The sequence below is a fragment of the Leisingera sp. F5 genome (genome assembly GCF_001593695.1).
The window spans coordinates 1-3,905 of the sequence record NZ_LUKH01000201.1; the positions used below are offsets into that span (position 1 = coordinate 1).

Annotated in this window: 3 protein-coding genes; 2 read left to right on the forward strand and 1 reads right to left on the reverse strand. The window is 58.9% G+C overall.

Annotated elements, in window-relative coordinates:
* The first annotated feature begins 68 nt into the window (after positions 1-68).
* Positions 69-1,172: a site-specific DNA-methyltransferase gene (locus tag A2I95_RS27255; RefSeq protein ID WP_027256859.1), complete on the forward strand. Its 1,104-nt coding sequence runs from the start codon at positions 69-71 to the stop codon at positions 1,170-1,172.
* A gap of 192 nt (positions 1,173-1,364) precedes the next feature.
* Positions 1,365-2,753, forward strand: a complete 1,389-nt coding sequence (locus A2I95_RS27260; RefSeq protein WP_027256858.1) for an adenylate/guanylate cyclase domain-containing protein — start codon at positions 1,365-1,367, stop codon at positions 2,751-2,753.
* Between the two features lie 3 nt (positions 2,754-2,756).
* Here the strand turns inward: A2I95_RS27260 and A2I95_RS27265 are convergent, their stop codons facing one another.
* Positions 2,757-3,890, reverse strand: a complete 1,134-nt coding sequence (locus A2I95_RS27265) for an alkane 1-monooxygenase (protein WP_291734947.1) — start codon at positions 3,888-3,890, stop codon at positions 2,757-2,759.
* Between the last annotated feature and the right edge of the window lie 15 nt (positions 3,891-3,905).

Sequence of the window (3,905 nt, forward strand, 5' to 3'; positions counted from 1 at the left end):
TCCGCGATGACTCATCCTGTGGACAACCTAATGAGCGCAAAAATGCGCCGCGGGTATGAGGCAGAGCAATGAATAAAACTATGACAAAGGGCGCGGCAGCGCTCCCTTTAAACACGATTATGGGCGGAGACTGCATCGAAGCGATGAACAGCCTTCCGGCCAATTCGGTGGATCTGATTTTTGCGGATCCGCCGTATAACCTTCAGCTGAAAGGCCAGCTGCACCGCCCCGACAATTCAAAAGTCGATGCCGTGGATGACCACTGGGACCAGTTTTCCAGTTTTGCGGTCTATGACCAGTTCACCCGCGAGTGGCTCAAGGCGGCGCGCCGGGTGCTGAAACCGAACGGTTCGATCTGGGTGATCGGCTCCTACCACAATATCTTCCGTGTCGGATCGGCGCTGCAGGACCAAGGCTATTGGGTGCTGAACGATGTGGTCTGGCGCAAGTCGAACCCGATGCCGAACTTCCGCGGCAAGCGCTTCACCAACGCGCATGAGACGATGATCTGGGCGTCCAAGTCGGAAGGTGCCAAATACACCTTCAACTACGAAGCCCTGAAGGCGCTGAACGAAGGTATCCAGATGCGCAGTGACTGGGTGCTGCCGATCTGCACCGGCCATGAGCGGCTGAAAGACGAAAACGGCGACAAGGCGCATCCGACGCAAAAGCCGGAATCACTGCTGCACCGGATCCTGGTCGGCTCGACCAACCCGGGCGACGTAGTGCTGGATCCGTTCTTTGGCACCGGGACCACTGGCGCAGTTGCCAAGATGCTAGGCCGCGAATTCATCGGCATCGAGCGCGAGGAAGCCTACCGCAAGGTGGCGGAAAAGCGGATCAAGGCAGTGCGCAAGTTCGACCGCGAGGCGCTGGAGGTTTCTGCCAGCAAGCGCGCGGCGCCGCGGGTGCCGTTCGGCCAACTGGTCGAGCGCGGCATGCTGCGCCCGGGTGAAGAGCTCTATTCGATGAACCGCCGCCACAAGGCCAAGGTGCGTGCAGATGGCACCCTGGTGGGCGACAACGTCAAGGGCTCGATCCATCAGGTGGGGGCGCATCTGGAGAACGCGCCATCCTGCAACGGCTGGACCTACTGGTGCTTTAAGCGTGAGGGCAAGACAGTACCGATCGACGTGCTGCGCCAGCAGATACGTGCTGAGATGCAGAACTGAGGCCCGGGGCGTTCTTAGCGTAAAAACCTATTGCAGGTGCTTGTGCTCAATGCACAGGCGCACACCTTGCCCCGCCTGCATCAGGCGGGGTTTTTTGTGCTTTTGCACAGTGATGCGCTATTCCCTGTTCATATCAGCGCAACTATCTGCAGTACTAACGCTGCAACAGCCAGCGGGAAGAGGGGAAAGCCCATGACCGACACCGCGTTTGCCTCCGGAAACGAAACCGTTTCAGCGTTCCAAGCCGGTAGCCAGCAGCTGTCATCTGCGGAAAGCAAATTTGCCGAGGCTGCTCTGGATGCCCACAAGCGGCGGGGATTGCAGTTGGCGGTACGGGCGCGTTGGATCGCGATGCCCATTATCGCGGTCTTCATCGTCTTCCTGAACCCGGCCTGGGAAATCCTCTATTATCATGGAATTCTTGCACTTTTATGCGTCAATGGCTGGTTCATCAGCCGCGCAGGAAAAGTAGGAAAGTCGCGGCTGGAGCTGTTCCTGATTTTCCTGGACCTTCTCATCATGACGTTCGGCCTGGTTGTGCCCAATCCGTTTGACAGCCGCAGCATGCCGGTTGCCATGCAGTACAGGTTTGACAATTTTCAGTACTTTTTTGTCATCTTGGCCGCGGGCACCATGGCTTACTCCTGGCGCACAGTGATTGCGATCGGGACATGGACGGCTACGATGTGGCTGGGCGCGCTGGGGCTGGTCTGGTGGTTCTCCAACCCGGTTCCCGGGCTTACCGAAGTCATGAACGCCGCCTTGGGCTTTGAGCCTGAGTTGGCGGAGTTTTTCGACCCCAACAGTTTTATGGTTCAGTTGCGTGTGCAGGAGGCAGTGGTTTTTGTGCTGGTGGCAGTGACGCTGGGCTTTTCAGTGCGCCGGTTCAACGGGCTGCTCAGAAGCAATGCCAGCCTGACACGGGAGCGGGCGAACCTGTCACGCTATTTTTCACCCAATGTGGTGAATCAACTGTCGCAGAACGACGAACCGCTGAAACAGGTTCGCAGTGAAAATGTGGCGGTTTTGTTTCTCGATATTGTGGGTTTCACCCGATTGTCTTCAGACATGGATCCGCGTTCGGTGATTGACCTGTTGCGGGAATTCCACGGCCGGATGGAGCGGGAGGTGTTCCGCCATCACGGCACGCTGGATAAATATCTTGGAGACGGGTTGATGGCGACTTTTGGAACGCCGGTTGCTGGCCGGCAGGATGCCACCAATGCCCTGGCCTGTGCTCATTCCATGCGCGAGTCGCTGGTGGCATGGAACAGGGAACGCGCCCGCCACGGCAAGCCGGAGATCCGCGCCGGAATCGGAATTCATTATGGCGAAGCGTTGCTGGGTGACATTGGTTCCAACCGGCTGGAGTTTGCGGTGCTGGGCATGACGGTGAACATCGCCGCCCGGTTGGAGAACCTGACCCGCAAGCTGCAGGCCGGGATTGTGATCAGCGAAACGCTGGCCGCACAGGTGAGGGCGGAGCAAATCGGCCTGGATCTGCTAGAGGGCAACACCCGGCATCCGGACCAAGAGGTGCGCGGGCTGGATCAGCCGATGACGGTTCTGGCCTGGGCGTAAGCCCTATCGGGGCACCGGGTTCCGCGCTTTGTTGTAGGCGTGCCAATCGGTGATCTCGGGGTAGTACGTTTGCCGCCAACGCCGCACCCGCGGGTTCATCACCCGGCGCCATAAGGGCGGGACCATCGCGGCAATGGTCATTACCGGGTAGCCATAAGGCAGCTGCGGTGCGTCGGCTTCAGTATAGTTCTGCAGCAGCGGAAAGCGGCGGTTTGGTTTGTAATGATGGTCTGAATGTCGCTGCAGGTTGATCAGCAGCCAGTTCGATGCCTTATGCGCTGCATTCCAAGAATGGCGCGGCTGCACGGGTTCGTATTTGCCGTCGCCAAGATGTTTGCGGGTCAGCCCGTAGTGTTCGACATAGTTGACGACCTCCAGCTGCCAGATTGCGACGCCGGCTTGCACCAAAAACAGCAAGACGCCGGTCACGCCGCCCAGTTTAAGCGCCAGCATGAGCATGGCTGCCTGCAGCGCCCAATAACGGAAGAACGGGTTAGTACGGTCGGTCCAGGGGCGGCTCTTCTTCGCCAGCTTTTCCTTTTCGGCGCGGAACGCGGAATGCCAGCATTGCCGCAGGACCCGCGGGTAGAAGCGGTGAAACCCCTCGTTGTAACGGGCGGTCACCGGGTCACGGGGAGTGCCCACATAGCGGTGATGCACCAGCAAATGCTCGGAACGGAAATGCGAATAAAGCACCATCGCCAGCAGGATATCTCCCAGCCAGCGCTCAATCCGGCTGGACTGGTGCATCAGCTCATGGCTGTAGTTGATACCCACGGCGCCGGTAACGACGCCGACGCCAAAGAAAACAGCGAATTTGCCGAATGCACTCAGATGATCGGCACCGCTGACGTACCAGATTAATCCGAACAGCGTGACGAATTGCAGTGGCACCCAAGCAGCGGTCAGCGCCTTGTACCAGGTGAGATCACTGTCCGGCGTTTCCGGGTCGGCGTTCTCCAGGTTCAACCCGAATGCCCCGTCCAGCACCGCAAACAGATGCCAGGTCACCAGCGGCGGCAGGACCAGCGTCCAACCACCGTAAACTGCAGAAATCCAAACCAGCGGCAGCAGCAAAAAAGACATCCAGAACGGCAGGGCGCTTTGCCAGCGGGCAAGGGTTTCGGGGGCGATCATGCCTGTGTCTCCCAA